14 protein-coding genes are annotated in these 17,895 nt (G+C 49.4%); 7 read left to right on the top strand and 7 right to left on the bottom strand.

Going from position 1 to position 17,895, the window contains the following annotated elements; all coding sequences use genetic code 11:
* Nucleotides 1–162 precede the first annotated feature (162 nt).
* Together H6F76_RS13825 and H6F76_RS13820 are read left to right on the top strand one after the other, a co-directional pair.
* A complete protein-coding gene (locus H6F76_RS13825) occupies nucleotides 163–1,287 on the top strand; it encodes a geranylgeranyl reductase family protein (RefSeq protein WP_190509045.1) in 1,125 nt (374 codons plus the stop codon).
* Between the two features lie 190 nt (nucleotides 1,288–1,477).
* Nucleotides 1,478–2,341, top strand: a complete 864-nt coding sequence (locus H6F76_RS13820) for a fructosamine kinase family protein (protein WP_190508911.1) — start codon at nucleotides 1,478–1,480, stop codon at nucleotides 2,339–2,341.
* Between the two features lie 14 nt (nucleotides 2,342–2,355).
* Here the strand turns inward: H6F76_RS13820 and H6F76_RS13815 are convergent, their stop codons facing one another.
* The 5 genes from H6F76_RS13815 to uraH all read right to left on the bottom strand — a co-directional run bounded on the left by H6F76_RS13815 (nucleotide 2,356) and on the right by uraH (nucleotide 5,159).
* Nucleotides 2,356–2,853: a hypothetical protein gene (locus H6F76_RS13815; protein WP_190452277.1), complete on the bottom strand. Its 498-nt coding sequence runs from the start codon at nucleotides 2,851–2,853 to the stop codon at nucleotides 2,356–2,358.
* Nucleotides 2,854–3,368: 515 nt separating this feature from the next.
* Nucleotides 3,369–3,557 carry a 30S ribosomal protein S21 gene (gene rpsU, locus H6F76_RS13810; protein ID WP_106257393.1) on the bottom strand — a complete coding sequence of 63 codons (189 nt, stop codon included), beginning with the start codon at nucleotides 3,555–3,557 and terminating at the stop codon, nucleotides 3,369–3,371.
* A 239-nt stretch (nucleotides 3,558–3,796) separates the two neighbouring features.
* Entirely contained in the window at nucleotides 3,797–4,120 is a 324-nt protein-coding gene (locus H6F76_RS13805; protein ID WP_190508910.1) for an RNA-binding protein, read from the bottom strand.
* 468 nt (nucleotides 4,121–4,588) lie between these two features.
* On the bottom strand, nucleotides 4,589–4,744 hold the full coding sequence (locus H6F76_RS13800) for a hypothetical protein (RefSeq protein ID WP_190508909.1): 156 nt from the start codon (nucleotides 4,742–4,744) through the stop codon (nucleotides 4,589–4,591).
* 55 nt (nucleotides 4,745–4,799) lie between these two features.
* On the bottom strand, nucleotides 4,800–5,159 hold the full coding sequence (gene uraH / locus H6F76_RS13795) for a hydroxyisourate hydrolase (RefSeq protein WP_190452274.1): 360 nt from the start codon (nucleotides 5,157–5,159) through the stop codon (nucleotides 4,800–4,802).
* 181 nt (nucleotides 5,160–5,340) lie between these two features.
* Between uraH and guaD the strand changes: the two genes are divergently transcribed.
* From guaD to acnB, 3 genes are all read left to right on the top strand, one after another.
* Nucleotides 5,341–6,708, top strand: a complete 1,368-nt coding sequence (guaD, locus tag H6F76_RS13790) for a guanine deaminase (protein ID WP_347276017.1) — start codon at nucleotides 5,341–5,343, stop codon at nucleotides 6,706–6,708.
* Nucleotides 6,709–6,722: 14 nt separating this feature from the next.
* On the top strand, nucleotides 6,723–7,700 hold the full coding sequence (locus tag H6F76_RS13785) for an aromatic ring-hydroxylating dioxygenase subunit alpha (RefSeq protein ID WP_190508908.1): 978 nt from the start codon (nucleotides 6,723–6,725) through the stop codon (nucleotides 7,698–7,700).
* A gap of 333 nt (nucleotides 7,701–8,033) precedes the next feature.
* Nucleotides 8,034–10,646 carry a bifunctional aconitate hydratase 2/2-methylisocitrate dehydratase gene (acnB, locus tag H6F76_RS13780; protein WP_190508907.1) on the top strand — a complete coding sequence of 871 codons (2,613 nt, stop codon included), beginning with the start codon at nucleotides 8,034–8,036 and terminating at the stop codon, nucleotides 10,644–10,646.
* 164 nt (nucleotides 10,647–10,810) lie between these two features.
* On the opposite strand, the gene H6F76_RS13775 is transcribed toward acnB, so the two are convergent.
* Nucleotides 10,811–11,836, bottom strand: a complete 1,026-nt coding sequence (locus tag H6F76_RS13775; protein ID WP_190508905.1) for a glutathione S-transferase family protein — start codon at nucleotides 11,834–11,836, stop codon at nucleotides 10,811–10,813.
* A 49-nt stretch (nucleotides 11,837–11,885) separates the two neighbouring features.
* Nucleotides 11,886–12,065: a hypothetical protein gene (locus tag H6F76_RS13770; RefSeq protein ID WP_190508903.1), complete on the bottom strand. Its 180-nt coding sequence runs from the start codon at nucleotides 12,063–12,065 to the stop codon at nucleotides 11,886–11,888.
* Between the two features lie 533 nt (nucleotides 12,066–12,598).
* Between H6F76_RS13770 and H6F76_RS13760 the strand changes: the two genes are divergently transcribed.
* Both H6F76_RS13760 and H6F76_RS13755 read left to right on the top strand, forming a co-directional pair.
* Entirely contained in the window at nucleotides 12,599–13,900 is a 1,302-nt protein-coding gene (locus H6F76_RS13760; protein ID WP_190508900.1) for an AAA-like domain-containing protein, read from the top strand.
* Nucleotides 13,897–17,745 (top strand): AAA-like domain-containing protein, encoded by a 3,849-nt coding sequence (locus tag H6F76_RS13755; RefSeq protein WP_190508898.1) that lies wholly within the window; start codon nucleotides 13,897–13,899, stop codon nucleotides 17,743–17,745. The genes H6F76_RS13760 and H6F76_RS13755 overlap by 4 nt, the downstream gene beginning before the upstream one ends.
* The last annotated feature ends 150 nt before the right edge of the window (nucleotides 17,746–17,895 follow it).

The following is a 17,895-nucleotide window of genomic DNA, read 5'->3' as shown; positions in this document are numbered from 1 at the left end:
GCCTTCATCCTAGGATTCTTATCGGAACTTTGCACTCCGTAGAACTGGTGAATTGCATAATTGAGGCAAATACGTACGATAGGGCATTTATCTCAAGTTGTCTGACGCTAAAACAGCCAGACCATTTGGCGCAAGCACCTGAGCATTGATAAGGATGGCATGATGTTTGACTGTATTGTTGTCGGAGCCGGTCCTGCTGGCGCGAGTGCTGCCTACCACTTAGCAAAGCGTGGACGATCAGTGCTGCTGCTAGAAAAGCAGTCTTTGCCTCGCTACAAGCCCTGTAGTGGAGGCGTTTCTCCCGCGATCGCTCAATGGTTTGACTTCGATTTTGCTCCAGCGATCGAGCGCAAAATTGAGAACATTTGCTACACCTGGAAGCTGGGCGATCCCGTTAACGCCAAGCTTCAAACCGCCGAGCCAATGTGGATGGTCAACCGCAACGTCTTTGATCATTACCTAGTGCAACAAGCACAAAAGCAAGGTGCTGAACTGCGGGATAATACGGAAGCAACTGGTATCGAGTTTAAGAGTGATCACTGGCAAGTAAATACCGCTGATGGTGCTGTTACCGGACGTTACCTCATTGCTGCCGATGGCGCGAAGGGACCCACAGCCAAATGGCTTGGTTTTAAAGCACCCAAGCAGAGATCGGGCGCAGTGCTAGAAGTGGCAGCGTCCAATGTTGATGCCGTCAATGCCTTCTTTGAATTTGGCATGGTCAAAAATGGCTATGTCTGGCGCTTTCCCAAAGCTGACGGCTACGCTTTGGGCATTGCAACCTTTAGAGGCAACGATCCCAACGACCTTAGCAAAACGCTGCTTGAGTATGCTCAAAAGTCCGGTATGGATGTAAAAACGGGGCAACTGACGACCCATCCCCTCTCCTTATGGGACGGCGACCAAACGCTGCACACGCAAAATGCGCTATTGGCAGGAGAAGCTGCCTGTGTGGTTGATCCATTCACAGCCGAAGGGATTCGTCCAGCTATTTTTACAGGGGTCAAAGCTGCAGGAGCGATCGATGAGGCGCTAGCTGGCAACACTAATGCACTGCAAGGCTACACCGACCTCATCAGCAAGGAGTGGGGAGCTGATATGGTGTGGGCACAACGATTAGCAGGTGTGTTTTACCGGATTCCCAACATTGGTTATAAAGTTGGCATTAAACGCCCCTCAGCCACCGAACGGATTGGGCAAATTTTATGCGGCGAGTTGCGTTATGCCGATGTTGCCAATCGAGCGCTTAAGCGTCTCAGCAGCAGCCTGATTCCTGGTATGGGCTAAGAAGCCGCCATTCCTTAGCGATTGATGTCAGTTGACACTGCTGTCTTAGCTGAACTATCGCAGCAGTGTCTGAGCTTGCTTGCCCAATATTCAAGAGTCAGGCTTGTCTGAACCCAAGACAACTTGTAGGAGTTTGGTCTATACAATCCTATGGGGAATTGGTATAACAACCAAAAACGAACGACTTCTCATGTGGAATCATATTGCTGCCCAGATTAGCCAGGTGACGGGAAAGCAGTTTGCAAGCAGCGATCGCCGCTCTGTCGGTGGTGGGTGCATCAACCAGGGCTATGCACTGTCAGATAGTGATCGCACCTATTTCGTCAAGCTGAATCAAGCGTCTGAGCTTGCCATGTTTGAGGCAGAAGCAGCAGGATTACAGCAACTGCAACGCACGGGCACCATTCGGGTGCCAACGCCCATCTGCTATGGGGCGGTCGGAGAAAGTGCCTATCTTGTTTTGGAGTGGCTACAGTTGGGGCGGGGAACTAGCGCTGCATGGGAGGCAATGGGGCAACAGCTTGCTGCACTCCATCAGACGAAAATAGTTGACACCTTTGGTTGGGAACGCCACAACACGATCGGTTCTACACCCCAAATTAATACCTGGACGACAAACTGGGCTGAGTTTTGGGTTAAACATCGTCTGGGCTACCAATTCCAATTAGCACAGCGTCGCGGCGGGCATTTCCCAAAACAAGATCAACTCTTAACCTTAATCCCCGACTTACTAGCAGGGCACACACCGCAGCCATCGCTAGTACATGGCGATTTGTGGTCGGGCAATGCCGCTGTCACCCAAGCAGGAGAGCCTGTCATTTTTGATCCAGCAACGTATGTGGGCGATCGTGAAGTTGACCTGGCAATGACCGAACTATTTGGTGGCTTTCCCGCTGCTTTCTATCATGGCTATAACCAGGTTTTTCCACTTGATGAGGGCTATCAGCAGCGAAAACCGCTCTATAACCTTTATCACGTGCTTAATCACTTCAATTTGTTTGGCAGCAGCTACGAGTCACAGGCAAACCGCATGATCATGCAACTACTTGGCTAGAAGAAAGCTGGTAGCTAAAGCTGCGGTATAGCTTGACACGGCAGTTCTGACATCCGTTCTGCTTCTTTAGACCATGCCTCAGTAGAAAGCAGCACGCTAGCAGTATTAAGGCTCACCGGGTAAGGCGGTTCCTGCAATGGTAAACGAGAGTCTTTTGCTTTTGCTTTTACCAAGCTCACAACCCAGGGTATGAATGCTAAAAGTTCTTCCGGTAAAACTGTTAACTCAAAGTGCCAGCCCTGATTAATCCCTTCATACGGTTGATCGCGCTTAAAAAACGTAATCCCGCCAGCGCCTTTGTTAATCGAAACCCGAAGAATGAAGGGGCGTTCAACTAACAGTTCATCCGGTGCTGTATAAGCATAGATGCTGACATAGTTTAACTGGGCATGATCGTCTACCCAGGAGGCAATAGAAGAGCTTCTGTTATACGAACTGCCGCTTACTTTTACGGGTACGTTCATTGCGGCAGCAAAAAGCGTATAAAACTCGCGTCTCAAATTTGAAACCATTTGCACTGCTTCAGGAGTCACACGCTATCTACGCCTCTAAAAATGTTTGCTCTAGATCAATAAAAGAAAAACCTGGTTTAATCCAGACGAAGCCAGCATCACGATGAAAGATGAATCGTTCTAAACAGTTAGCCGTTCGATCGTTTGCTGTTGCGCTTTTTTGAGAAAAAATTTACGGCACGCTTGAGATGGGTCAGCCACATCTTGATCAATGGATGAAGGGATAGATGAACGTGGCTTAGTGCTAGTGGAGACGGCTACATTTAAAATTAACGTTGTGACACGAAGCAAAGCTGAAATGCGTACTGTTAGCTGGCACAAACCTAACCCTCAGAGGCTCAGGTTACTTTAGCTCAGGCTACTTGGTGAAAGCTGGCAACGATCGCCTGCACTAGCCTCATACTGGCTCCATTTTCAACCAAGTCAGAGAGAGTCAGCATCCTGCTCCATCTTAACTAAAAAGTCGGGATGCTTGGAGCAGGTTGCAGCCTGGGGCACTCAGTAAACTACGTATTTTAGTAGCGAGAGCGCTGTCTGCGTTGCTTATGCTTAGCGATCGCTTTCCGCTTCTCTTTCTCTAGCGGGGTTTCAAAATGTCGCTTTTTTCGCATATCTTGAAAAATGCCTGCCTTAGAAACCTGACGCTTAAAGCGTCGTAGGGCAGACTCAATGCCTTCATTTTCGCCAACTACGATCTGGGTCATGCTTGTCCTCCGGTTGAACAGGTCGCTGCAAGCTACTGAACTTTAAGACAAGGGACTGAAGGTAAAAGGCTTTGCAGGCTAGAAGCTTTCGACCTGCGGGGCGATGTCATTTAGTCCATAGTCTAAAGCGGCACTTCTGAAGTTCAGTAGCTGGAGCATATACAAAAAGTCTCTAGCAGAGCAGAGCCGTTGCTTTCATCTGCCAGAGACTCTGAAATCAAAAACTTGTGCGTAGCGTCTTAATAGCGACGACCACCGCCACCGCCGCCGCCGCCACCGCCACGGTTGTTACCACCCCAACCGCCAGAGGAACCACGCTCTTCACGGGGCTTCGCTTTATTAACTTTCAAGTCGCGACCCATCCATTCAGCGCCATCAAGGGCTTCGATGGCAGCCGCTTCTTCTTCTTCGGTGCCCATTTCTACAAAGGCAAATCCACGCAGACGACCTGTTTCGCGATCGGTGGGAAGCTGAACTCGGTTAACAGTACCGTACTCTTCAAAGGCTTGCTTAAGGTCGTCCTGAGTAACCTGGTACGAAAGGTTACCAACATAAATTGACATGGATTGTCTCCAAATTTCAGTGTGTGTGAGAGTTACATTCGGAGAAACGCTTGTCAATGAACAAAAACGAATTACACGACCGAAGATAATCCTGTAGGGCAACTATAGCATAGCGATCCAAGTCGTGTGGCGTCAGCTTTTGCGACTGATTGTAAGAACGGCAGCACTAGTGCAGCAACCTCAGAGGCGTACTCCTCATGCAAACCTAAAGAGTCAGGAAGATGCTAGCTTTGGACGTTGGCAAGCGAGGCTATAGACTCCATTTCAGCTTTAGAAGCTGGTGGCGACTGTTCACCAATTACTACTAGCAGCGGCACTGTTAAGCTTTGAAACGGCTTAAGAAAGTCTTCGCGTTTAGCGGCTGGATCTAAGCCTTCAGTGACAAAGGCGGTTGAGTCAAACCGAGCACACGGTTGCTGGGTTATCTAATATTTCTGCTCGATGAAGGTGGGTGTCAGTATGGCGGCATTAGTGTAAACGTGCTGACGATACATGAAGCTCAGAAACTTGTGTTTCGTAAACGATCGGAAATTCTTGCCCCTGATAACGCCATTGATAGGTTTGAACAGAACCGCCAATACGAGCAGGAACCATAGTGGAAAGGTCGATCGTTGCAGAAGTCATGGTAATTACTTGCTGTTTGCTTTTAGTAGAGATACTACACGTAACATCCCTACGACTAACTTCCCCGATAGGTGCTGTACGACCAGGGCGAAGCCAACAGTGGCACATGATAGTGAGCCGTCGTATCGGCAATACCGAATTGAAGCGGCACCTCGTTTAAGAACGGTGGCTGGGGCAAGTCTTGAAGATGTTGAGCAAAGTACTCTCCGACGCCGAAGACCAGTTCATAGACACCCGCTTGCAGTGCGCCATCGGTTAGCAGAGGGCTATCAGTTCGTCCATCCACATTAGTGATTACAGTTTTAAGTAAGGTTTTCTCACCCGATGGTTCGATCGACCAAAGGGCGATCGTCAACCCTGCCGCCGGACAGCCACGAGCGGTATCAAGAACATGCGTTGTGAGTTTGCCAGTCATGAGAGGTGAGGGGAGAGGAGTGAGGGGAGTAAGGGGCGAAGCAGGGAAGCGTTTGATTGCTTTAGCCTTTTAGCTGCTGACTACTGACCGCTGGTAGCTGAGCGCTAATTTTCTTGTTTTGTTGCTTTCGATACGTAGCGGCTGAAACGGTGTGATTTTATGAGTAAATCAGGGCTATACCGTGAGTTATTCAATTCAGGCTATCAGCGTGTCTCTTAAAGCGTTTCGTAGTGCATTTCTTGACTTTGTTGATGATCCATTCTATGCGTCTGAGGCAGACAGCGTTCGTTACTTTGCAGATGGGTTGCTGGTCTTAGAAGACGGCAAAGTTAAAGCATTAGGGACTTACGAAGATCTGCATGAGATTTATGCGGATGTTTCTGTGACGACTTATCCTGATCGGCTGATTCTGCCAGGGTTTATTGATACGCACATTCACTTTCCGCAAACGGAGATGATTGCAGCCTTTGGAGAACAACTGCTGACCTGGTTAAGCAAGTACACCTTTCCCACCGAAGGCAAGTTTAAAGACAAAGCCTATGCTCAGGAGATTGCGTCTTTTTTCTTAGATGAATTGCTGAAGCATGGCACCACAACGGCTCTGGTGTTTGCTGCGGTTTATCCCCAGTCAGTGGATGCGTTTTTTGAGGAAGCGAGTCGTCGGCACCTACGCATGATTGCAGGCAAGGTGTTGATGGATCGAAATGCACCCGATTTTTTGACCGATACGCCCGAAACTGCCTATGCAGAAAGCAAGCAATTGATTGAGAAATGGCACAAGCACGATCGCCTTTTGTATGCCATTACGCCTCGCTTTGCCGTGACATCCAGCGATGAGCAACTGCGACTAGCGGGTAAGCTACTGGCAGAGTTTCCTGATGTTTATATGCATACGCACCTCTCGGAAACTGTGAAGGAAGTGGCGTTGGTGGCATCACTGTTTCCTGAGAGTGATGGCTATCTGGATGTATACGATCGCGCTGGGCTAGTTGGCTCTAAATCGGTCTTTGCTCATGGTATCCACCTGACGGAGGCAGAGTTTCAGCGCTTGTCAGAGGCACAAGCGGCGATCGCGTTTTGCCCAACGTCTAACCTTTTCTTAGGGAGTGGGCTGTTTAACCTTACTAAGGCGAAGTCGGTAGACACTCCGATTAAGGTCGGCTTGGGAACAGATGTTGGCGGCGGTACGAGCTTTTCGATGCTGGAGACAGCCAGTGAAGCGTACAAAGTCACGCAACTGCGGGGGGAAAATCTCTCTTCTTTTCAGGCATTGTTCTTGGCAACATTGGGGGGGGCAAGGGCGCTGTCGTTGGAAGACACGTTGGGCAATTTTGAGCCAGGTAAAGAAGCTGATTTCGTAGTGCTTGACCCCAGAGCCACGCCCTTGATGGCACGGCGTAATGCGACGGCAAGCGCGACGTCCCTCGCTGAACTGGCTGATCAAGCCTTCGCCACAATCATCCTGGGGGACGATCGCGCGGTTCATGCCACTTACGTCATGGGCGAACTAGCTTATAAGAACAAGGCATATGAGCCGGTTACTGCTTAACAGAGGAAGAGAGAATGGTTAATGATCCAGTTGTGATCAACGATTGGCATCCGGTAGCGCGATCAGAGGATGTACAGAAAGGCGCACTGTTGCCCGTCCATCTGCTAGAAGAAGATTTGGTGCTATGGCGATCAAGTGACCAACTCCATGCCTGCCAGGATTTGTGTGCCCATCGTGGGACGCGACTTTCCAGCGGACAGGTGACGGATGGTACATTGGTATGCCCCTATCATGGCTGGGCATACAATGGTGAAGGGCAATGCGTCCACATTCCAGCGCACCCTGGGCAAACGATCCCCAAACGCGCTCAGGTAAAGACCTATCATGTGCAAGAGCGCTATAACCTGATTTGGGTAGCGTTAGGTGAACCAAAACAGGACGTGCCCTCTTTCCCAGAATGGGAGGATTCCACCTACCGTAAACTGCTGTGTGGACCCTACGGTGCCTTTGATCTGTGCGGCTTACGAGCGATCGAAAACTTTCTCGATGTGGCTCACTTTCCTTTCATCCACGAGGGCATTTTGGGTGATGCTGCTTATCCAGCGATCGAGGATTATGGCACGACGATCGAGCCGGATGGTGTGCTTTCTAAGGGTGTAAGCGTTTATCAACCCGATCCCTATGGCACAGGTCAAGGCGATGTTGTTGCCTATACCTATCGTGCGCTCCGACCCTTCACAGCATATCTAGCGAAAGAGTCAGAGGGTACTCGTTTTTCGATTCTCTTCTGCGTCACACCGCATACTGCCCTTAAAAGTACGCTCTGGATGTGGATGGCGCTCAATTATGACTACGAAACGCCTGCGGCTGACTTGATTGCATGGCAAGAAAAAATTCTGAACCAGGACATTCCGATCATTCAGGCACAACGACCCCAATTGCTGCCGCTTTACGCTCAAACCGATTTGCTGCTGAATAGCGATCGCACCCTGATTGTTTACCGCAAATGGTTACAGGAGATGGGCTTACGCTTTGGCACCGTTGGCGCGTGAACGCTCGACATTTGGCACTAGAGATAGACTAGAGATCAAGGCTAAAGAGCCATCACCGAGGCTGAAATAGCAAAAGGATGAAGGATAAGGGATGAAGAGAAGCCCTTGTTCAAAGGAAGTTTCAAAGTTGATGTCTATCCTACTCTTCGACTGCTATACCTTTCTTGCTAAGTGCTTTTCTCAGTCAGCCTGGAGTCTCTGTCCTGTAAACTTTTCTATGCAGTCAGTATCAATCCCAACCGCAGAAGTGACAGAGCGAGAGTAACCTAAGCGATCGACGTTAACCTGCGCCTTTACACATACATTCTTGTCGCTCTGTAGAGTCTTTGAACTATGCTTGAATCCTACCGCCAACATATTGTCGATCGCGCGGCTCAAGGTGTGCCTCCCTTGCCCTTGAGTGCTGCACAAATGTCTGAATTGGGCGAATTACTGAAGCAGCCACCTGTAGGAGAAGCAGAATTCTTGCTATCGCTGTTGCGCGATCGCGTACCGCCCGGTGTTGATCAGGCAGCATATGTAAAAGCAGGCTTTTTGACCGCGATCGCCAAAGGTGAAACGACCAGTCCGCTGGTGTCTCCGAAGGAAGCCGTTGAACTGCTAGGCACTATGATGGGCGGCTATAACGTCCATTCATTGATCGAGCTACTGCAAGTGCCCGATGCAGAAATTGCGGCAACGGCGACCAAAGCGCTGAGCAAAATTTTGCTAGTCTACGATGCGTTCCATGACGTACAAGAATTGGCGGCAAATGGTAACACCTACGCCAAGCAAGTGCTCGACTCCTGGGCAAATGCCGATTGGTTCACCAGCCGACTAGAGTTGGCAGCCGCGATCACCGTGACAGTTTTCAAAGTACCGGGCGAAACCAACACGGATGATCTCTCGCCTGCACCGCACGCCACTACACGCCCAGATATTCCCCTCCATGCCCAAGTAATGCTGGAGACACGGCAGCCAGGAAGTCTAGAGACGATCGCCGCCCTGAAACAAAAGGGGCACCCCGTGGCTTACGTCGGGGATGTGGTCGGCACAGGCTCTTCTCGCAAATCTGCTATCAACTCCGTCCTGTGGCATATCGGTGATGACATTCCCTTCGTACCGAACAAACGCACGGGTGGCTACATTTTGGGCGGCAAAATCGCGCCGATCTTTTTCAATACGGCTGAGGATTCTGGCGCGTTGCCGATCGAGTGCGATGTTACCCAACTAGAAACGGGCGATGTGATTACAATCTATCCCTACAAAGGCGAAATCACGAATGAGGCAGGGGCGATCGTGTCCACCTTCACGCTTAAGCCCGACACCATTTTGGATGAAGTCCGGGCTGGGGGGCGCATTCCTCTCCTCATCGGTCGCACCTTGACCGACAAGATCCGCGCCGACATGGGGTTAGAGCACAGCCCCCTCTTCCGTCGTCCAACGCTGCCTGCCGATACAGGTAAAGGTTTCACGCTGGCGCAAAAAATGGTCGGCAAAGCGTCCGGGCTTCCGGGTGTGCGTCCCGGCACTGCTTGCGAACCCGTCATGACCACTGTTGGTTCCCAAGATACGACAGGTCCTATGACTCGTGACGAGCTAAAAGAGCTTGCCTGTCTTGGCTTCAGCGCCGATCTAGTCATGCAGAGCTTCTGTCATACTGCCGCTTATCCCAAGCCTGTTGATATCAAAACCCACAAAGATCTACCTGACTTCATGCACGAACGCGGTGGTGTGGCGCTGCGTCCAGGTGACGGTATTATCCACTCCTGGCTGAACCGGATGCTGCTGCCAGACACGGTAGGCACAGGCGGCGACTCTCACACTCGTTTCCCGTTAGGCATTTCTTTCCCGGCAGGTTCTGGTTTAGTCGCCTTTGCCGCTGCCCTCGGTGCCATGCCGCTGGATATGCCTGAATCTGTCTTGGTGCGCTTTAAAGGAACGCTGCAACCGGGCGTGACGCTGCGCGATATTGTCAACGCCATTCCTTACGCTGCTATGCAACGGGGATTGTTAACGGTTTCCAAAGAGAACAAGCAGAACGTCTTCTCCGGTCGCATTATGGAGATGGAAGGATTGCCTGATTTAAAGCTAGAGCAGGCCTTTGAACTTACAGATGCAACGGCAGAACGCTCCTGCGCTGGCTCGACGATTAAGCTGAGTACCGATACTGTAGCGGAGTATTTGCGTTCTAACGTAGCCCTCCTGAAAAACATGGTGGCACGAGGCTATGGCGATGCGCGTACGATTCTACGTCGTGTTGCCAAGATGGAGCAGTGGTTGGCGAACCCAAGCCTGATGTCTGCTGATCCTGATGCGGAGTACGCCGAAGTCATTGAAGTTGATCTAGATCAGGTGACCGAACCGATCGTCGCGGCTCCTAACGACCCTGATAACGTGAAGCTGATGTCTGAATGTGCAGGCGATCCCGTTCATGAGGTGTTCATTGGCTCCTGCATGACCAACATTGGGCATTACCGCGCCGCTGCCAAAATTCTGGATGGTGCCGGTCCCGTAAAAGTGCGCCTTTGGATCTGTCCCCCCACCCGCATGGACGAAAAACAACTGCGCGAAGAAGGCATATATGGCATCTTTGCCGCTGCCGGAGCCAGAACCGAAATGCCAGGGTGTTCGCTCTGCATGGGCAATCAAGCACGGGTGGCAGATGGTACGACGGTCTTCTCGACCTCGACACGCAACTTCAACAATCGTATGGGTAAGGGTGCTCAGGTCTACCTTGGCTCGGCAGAACTGGCAGCCGTCTGTGCGCTGTTGGGCAAGATTCCCACGGTGAAAGAATATATGGCGATCGTCACTAAAAAGATTGATCCCTTTGCCGCAGAACTCTACCGTTATCTCAACTTCGACCAGATTGCCAACTTTGAAGATGAAGGGCGCGTGATTCCACTTGACGAGATGCCCCGCATCGAAGACATCCTGGGAATGCCAACCGCCGCTGCCCGGTAAGGCAAATAAAGCCGGAACGTGGCTCTGAAAAAAAGTCGCTTCACCCACCATGCACTAGGACAGTGCCTTAAGCGCCGTTCAGATAAGGCAGAGGTTGGTGAAGCGATTCAAACTATAGCAAAGGTGTACTTGAAGGCGATCGCAAAGGAGAATAACGAGTGGTCTTACCCGTTGCTGGTAGCAAATAAAGCAGTGCGGTGATGGGGTGCCGTTAGATAACTTAGATCGGGACCGCTTGGTATAATGGCACCGGGATTAAGCGGAAATAAGTTGCCGTAATAGTCTCGCTTCACCGTTTCCAGGTCACACGTACTAGCAACGCCGGGCAGTTGGTACAACTCTTGCAGGTAGGCTCCCAAGTACTGATAATCCTGAATACGGCGGCGATTGCACTTGAAGAGTCCGTAATAAACCAAATCGAAGCGGTAAAGCGTGGTGAAAAGCCGTACATCTGCCAGGGTCAAGCTGCTGCCACATAAATACTGCTGAGTTTTCAAAACCGTGTCAATTTCGTCGAGTTCGGTAAACAGCTCGTTGCAAGCCGTGTCGTACGCCGCTTGCGTTTGTGCAAAGCCACAACGGTAAACCCCATTGTTTACGGCATGGTAAATTTTCTCATTCCACTGATCAACAGTTGCCTTGAGCTGCTCTGGATATAAGTCGAGGTCAGGCTGCTGAGCGAAGGCATTAAACTCAGCATTAAGGATAACAATGATGTCAGCGCTTTCGTTATTGACGATCGTCTGTGTCTCGTCATCCCAGAGCACAGGCACAGTAGATCGCCCAGAGTAACCGGGTGCAGCTTTGCGGTACAGATCAGCCAAAGTCCAGCAGTCTGCTTCCGGTTCATCCAGTACCCAGCCGCCTGCTTCGGGCGACGGTGAAACGATAGTGATGGGTATGGCAGCTTCCAACCCCTTGAGTGCGCGAACCACCAGTGTGCGATGTGCCCAAGGACAACCCCAGCCAACATAAAGACGGTACCGCTGTGCTGCGGGTGGGTACGACGCTCCAGGCTCACTGCTGATGCTGCCTCTAAAGGTACTAGCTGGACGAGTATAGGCTCCTGAGGCATCACGTGGTGCTAAGCGAGACATCATCAAGTGCCAGAGTGTCGTCCAGACGAAGCGACCCAATCGAATGATGAGCGCTGAGGGTAAGGCAGTCTTTTGTTTGGCTGGTGCAGTCATACAAGGGGGTGGGTCGGTTTCCACCTCTAATCTATCAACCGTTACCTTGTTAGTGGTCTGATGGAGTGGTGCCGAAACCCTGACTATGCCCCTCGTCAAGACCGAACACTGCTTTAAGAACCACCTGCAAGAAAATTGGCGGCGCGGCAGAACGCACTATAAACGTTGCGTGATCTCCTGGTTCACCTGAGTAGGCGATCGCAGGCGATCGTCGTGGAACCGCCCCCATCCCATTTAAAGTTCTTCTCAGCGTATTGAAATTAAAGCCCATCATCGGTGGCACAATTCGCTTGGTCTACCGCTGCTCCTGCTTCATCACATTGTTTAAATGTTTACTTTGTCGTCATGCAATTGCTGCTAAGTAGAAGGGCTAAATTAAGCACTACTTGGAGACCGGGTTTCGACTGCGCTCAACCCGCCTACATAGCGTTTTATCGCCATCATCGCCTCGAAGTTTCGATCAAAGACGTAGCAACAGCACCACTGGACGTTGAGCAAGATGATCGCCGACAGAAAGTGCCGTCCTTTAAAGAAAGTTAGAGAAGCTATTTAGATCAAGGTCAGAGAAATTATGCTTCTTAACCCTGACATTCTTGGGGTATAACCGACTGTCCCTGGAATTGCTTGATCGTGCCAGGATTGCTCAGGGGTGATTTTGGCAATGACGAAACACCATCTCGTTCGTTACTAGCGTGCTGTAAATTTGTGAGTACTCTTGCACAAAATCTCGATCGAGCCATTGGCAGCCTTAGGATAAATGTCATGAAAGAAACTGAGTTCACAGCTATTTTTGAATCCTTAACGGCTCGCCAGCGCAAAGTGATTCAGCACTTTTTAGCAGAAGAGAGTGATGAAGCGATCGCGGCGGTACTTTATGTTGAACCCTCAACGGTACGGCGACATTTAGCGAATATTTGCAAGGAGTTTGGTTTCAGTAACACTGCGGGAGAACACTATTCCTACCGCGATGAGTTGCGAAACTTATTTTTGCACTTTCGTCCTGAAATGATGAAGCCTCTAATTGTAAGTAGGCAATCACAACCACTGCTTGATCTAGAATTTCCGGGTAGCCCAATGGCGATCGATTCTTCCTTTTACATTGCTCGATCGCCGATTGAAGAACGCTGTGCTAAAGAGATTAGAAAACCGGGTGCACTTCTTCGCATTCGCGCCCCTCGACGGATGGGCAAAACGTCTCTACTGCACCAGGTTATGGCAACAGGAACTCAACTGGGTTATCGATCGTTGCGGTTAGACCTACGGCAAGCAGAGCCAACTTGCCTGCAAGATCTGGACAGCTTTTTGCGATGGTTTTGCCTGAATCTCAGCCTTAAATTAGGGATCTCTCCTCAGCTCGAAGAGTACTGGGATCGCGATCGTTTCGGTAGCTTAGTTAGCTGTACAACCTATGTGCAGGGATATTTATTGGAGCAACTAGAGCAAGGCTTGCTCTTGGGGTTGGATGAAGTGGATTGGCTGTTTGAATTTCCGGCGATCGCCCACGGCTTTTTTGCCCTCTTACGAAGCTGGCACGAAGAGGCGAGCAACCTGGAGATCTGGCAGCGTCTACGTTTGGTTGTCGTCCATGCGACAGAAGTCTACATTCCGCTGAATCTCCATCAATCGCCGTTTAATGTTGGGTTGCCCATTCGTTTGCCAGAATTCACCCTTGAACAAGTGCAGCAATTAGTACAAGCCTATGGGCTGTCCTGGTCAACGGCTAAAACGACCAAGTTAACTGCTTTAGTTGGTGGGCATCCTTATCTGTTGCAACTGGCTCTCTATCATTTGCAGACTGGCGAACTGACTCTGGATGAACTGCTGCAAACTGCCCCAACTCAGGCTGGCATTTACAGCAGTGATCTCCGGCGGCACTGGCAAGTTCTACAAACCTATCCAGAATTAATGAACGCATTGCAAACTGTAATTCAAGCTGGATCTGCCGCTTTGGATCCGTTACAGGCTTACAAACTCGAAAGTATGGGATTGGTGCAGTTACAAGCTAATCAAGCCAGGGTTAGTTGTGAATTATATCGACAATATTTTGGTGGACGCAGCTCATGAACGTACATCTAGCAGAGTATGAATATCAGGTTGGCGGTAGTTTACGGGTTGGTGCGCCCAGTTATGTCACTCGTCAGGCAGACCAGGATCTTTATGAAGCGTTGAAAGCCAGACAATTTTGCTATGTGCTGAACAGTCGGCAAATGGGCAAATCGAGCTTGCGGGTGCAAACAATGCATCGCCTGAAAGCCGAGGGAATTACTTGCATTGCGATCGATATGACCCGCATTGGTAGCGAACACATCACACCGCAGCAATGGTATGAGCAAGTAATTTCAGAGCTTTGGCGGGGCGCGAACTTAATTGGAAAAGTCAACTTAAAAGCCTGGTTTGGGGAAGAGGGCGATCGTAGTTCAATCCAGTTATTGATTCGTTTTATTGAAGAAGTGCTGTTAGTACAGCTGTCAGGTTCAATTGTCATCTTTATTGATGAAATTGATAGTATTTTAGGGTTGAATTTTTCAGTTAACGATTTCTTTGCCCTCATCCGAGCTTGTTATAACTACCGGGTTGACAATCCGGCGTATCAGCATTTGACCTTTTGTTTGTTTGGAGTTGCATCCCCGTCTGACCTGATGACAGACAAAACCCGGACTCCCTTCAACATTGGGCAAGCAATCACCCTTAATGGTTTTCGGTTTGAAGAAGCGCAGGGGTTAGCCGCAGGCTTGGCGGAACGCGTCACCGAGCCACAAGTAGCGCTTCAAGAGATTTTGGACTGGACGGGAGGACAGCCCTTCCTGACTCAGAAAATCTGTCGATCGCTCGCGGAGTCAACCAGTTCATCTGCCCAGCAGTGTGTGAATGACTTTATCAAAAACTGGACATCACAGGATGAGCCAGAACACTTACGCACCATCCGCGATCGACTTTTACGAGACCAAAAACTTGCCAGTGGTCTACTGGGCTTGTATCAACAAATTTTGCTGCATGGTGAGATTCCCATCGATGACAGCAAAGAACAACAGGAATTACGTTTGTCAGGATTAGTCGTCAAACAAGACGCAACGTTAAAAGTTTACAACCCAATCTACGCTGCTGTATTCAATCAAACCTGGGTGGAAACCATGTTAAACAACTTAAGACCTTATGCCGAAGCACTGAACGCCTGGATTACTTCAAATAAAGCGGATAGCTCTCGTTTGTTACGGGGACAAGCTCTAGAAGAGGCGTTGCAGTGGTCAGTTGGGCGCAATTTGAGCTATCAGGATTCTGAGTTTCTTAGAGCAAGCCAAACGGCTGAAAATCAGGATGCCAAACAAGCGAATCAAATTCTTACTCAAGCCAATCACAAAGCCAAATGGATGATCCGTGGTGGTGCAGGGCTTTTAGGCATTGCAGTACTCTCCGCTGGGGCGATCGGGCTATGGTCAAACAAATCGATTAATACGGCGAAAACAATCACTCAGCTAGAAAGCACGAGCAGCAATGTCTTAAAGCAGTTTGAACTTGACCAGAACGAAGCACTACGGAATGCCTTGAGAGCAACGGGGCAATTAAAACAAATCAGCGAACCAGACAAAAAGTATCCCACGTCTAGCCCGATCGTTGCCCTGCAAACTATTCTTGATAACGTTCAGGAGAAAGACGCACCGACTTCAGGAGGTGACAGATTCCAATTAACGGCTCAAGGCATTCGCTTCACTACCTCTGATATCTCTGACCGGAGTATAGCTACTGTATGGGATTTGCAGGGGAACCAAATCGCCGCTCTCAAACATCCAGGCACCGTTACATCAGCAACGCTCAGCCCCAATGGGCAATTCGTTGCAACAACAGTTAGTAACAGTTGTAACATCTATCTCTGGAATCTTCAGGGTCAGCAACTGGCAACTTTGAAAGGACCAAGGGTGCCCTACAGCGTCGAATTTAGTCCAAATAGTCAATTTATTATGGAGACTGAGTTACACGAGAGGTGTGCTGATAGAAGTAGTTCGAGCAACGAAGCAGATACATCAATGGCTGGGGGCACAGCAACAGCACGGTTATACAATCTTCAGGGTCGTCAGCTAGCCGTATTCAAGCAACTTTCGCTCGGTGTCAAAGCTGCACAGTTTAGTCCTCAGAGCGATCGTATTCTTACCTTAGAAGACGACATTAGAACAGACATTAGGACTCCAAGTAAGCCGTTGATGCGACTCTGGGATCTACAAGGTCGGCAGCAAGTTGCCTTTCCAAGGCAACCTAATACTTCAATCGTGAATGCTACATTTAGTCCGGATGGTAAGTTAATTACCAGCAGTGAAAAAGAGTTTGAAGGTCAGAACACTATTAGCTTGTGGAATGTACAGGGGCAACGACTGTCAACATTCAAAACCAAACAGAGCTTCTCGGGTGCAATGCGGTTTAGCCCTAACGGAAAACTGCTTGCAACGGGTGGAGGCGATGGCACCATTCAACTATGGAATCGTCAAGGGCGGCTAATCCGAACCTTCAAAGGTTATTTAGGAGAAGTTACAGCCATACAATTCAGCCCAGATAATCAACGAATTGCCACTGTTGGTGCGACTACAGCAAGGGAATCTGGTCGGGGAACTGGATATGTATGGGATCTCCAAGGCAATCGCTTAGATTCGTTTGATGGTTCTGGTGGCGAACTCCAGTTCAGTTCAGATGGCTCCCGTATTTTAACAACGTCTCAGATGACGTATTTGCAAAATCCTCATCGTGCAACACTAGGAGTGAATCGAGGTGAAATTCAGGTTTTGCAAGCGAGTCCTAAGGGCGATCGCAGTATGACCTACATTGAAGCTGAGGGGATGATTCGAGTTTGGGACAATCAGGGCAAGGCACTGGCAAGCATCAAAGTTGGTGAGTTGCCGAGATTTAAAACAGGATATGCCATGCAGTTTACTGCCGATGGCGATCGTATTCTCACCTTTAAAATGCCTAAGAATCCAGTAAACCCGGGTCAGGAGAAGTATGGAGTGCGAGTCTGGAACTTACAGGGTCAACAAGTTGCCTTTCTTGAAGGATCGTGGTGGAATCAAGATTTGACACCGCCAAAGCAATACTATGCTTCATGGTTAGGCAAGAAAACTGTTCGAGTTTGGGATTTGCAAGGCAAGGTAGTTACCACCATCAAAAGCAATATTGACATTTCTCGTCAACCCTATATAGATGACAGTCAAGTCCGTCTGAGTCCCAGTGGTAACTATGTTTTGATAACAAGTGATAGTGGGAGTACTGTGTGGTCATTACAAGGTCAGCAACTTGCTAAAATCGAGGATTTAAAGTCTGGAAAGATCTTCTTTAGCAGTGATGAACAACGCTTAATTGCCTTACGAAGCGGTACCGTCGTACAACAGTTACCAAGCAGTACCGTCGTACAACAGTGGAACCTTCAAGGAAAACCATTAGCTCCCATTCAAACAACCCTCAAATCAGAGGAAGGAAGACCCTACAGCGAGAGTTCCTTTTCCACTATATTCAATACAAAAGCGGATTTGTTTGCTTCGGTCGGCGATCGCGTTTTCCTATGGAACTTGCAGCGTGGAAAAATTGCTGAATTAGAGTCTCGGACAATTGCTTCTCCATTTAATGATAAGGATCAGCCAGTTCAAATGAGCGATCGCGGCGATCGCATTGCAACTCTAGGACAAGACAATAAAGTCCGAGTGTGGGATAACAAGGGCAATCAGCTTGCTGAGTACGAAGGCTACAAAATGGCGTTGAGTGCAGATGGCAAACAGATTGTCGTCGTTTCGCAAGCCGACAATATTCCTAGAGTTTGGCAAGTCAGCGATGTGGATGGGCTGCTAAAACGGGGTTGTGACTGGTTGCGGCTGGCGATCGTGCTGGATATTGATGCAGACGATCGACGCTTGTGTGGCTTTGACAAGTAGAGTGGTACCAAACTCCAAAAGCTGCAACCTGAATGCACAGTAACTTAATGGGCTGCGTTTATTAGCCAGGGAGCGAATTTAAATGCTAGTTCACCGATGCTGAGGCTACTAAACAGACCAAAGTGAAGCTCGTAATCTGAGTCGGTAGTG

It is taken from the genome of Leptolyngbya sp. FACHB-321 (assembly GCF_014695975.1).
Classification (GTDB): Bacteria; Cyanobacteriota; Cyanobacteriia; order Leptolyngbyales; family Leptolyngbyaceae; genus Stenomitos.
This window is presented reverse-complemented; position numbering and strand designations above follow the sequence as displayed.